Consider the following 242-nt stretch of genomic DNA (forward strand, 5'->3'; position numbering starts at 1 on the left):
GCGCGATAATCATCAGCCATGGTAATGATAAACGATAACCAAGCTCGCCTTGGGCCGCACGCATGGCATTATTACTGCCCACTTGCGCATTGCCTGTTGCCGCTTGCCATAACGGTCCAATCGCCTGCGTCTCGATATTGTCTTCGGTTATGACTTCTTTCGACGACTCCGTCAAGGTGATGCGATAACGATCAAAACCTACTTGATTGTATTTCAAGCTACCAGCCCCGACTTCATAACGG

Annotated in this window: 1 pseudogene; it reads right to left on the reverse strand. The window is 49.6% G+C overall.

The annotated features are described in order from the left end of the window. Positions 1-242 (reverse strand): annotated as a pseudogene (locus tag AAEY75_RS16750) (LPS export ABC transporter permease LptF); the annotation flags it as partial.

Source organism: Psychrobacter sp. TB55-MNA-CIBAN-0194, assembly GCF_040309505.1.
GTDB lineage: Bacteria > Pseudomonadota > Gammaproteobacteria > Pseudomonadales > Moraxellaceae > Psychrobacter > Psychrobacter fozii.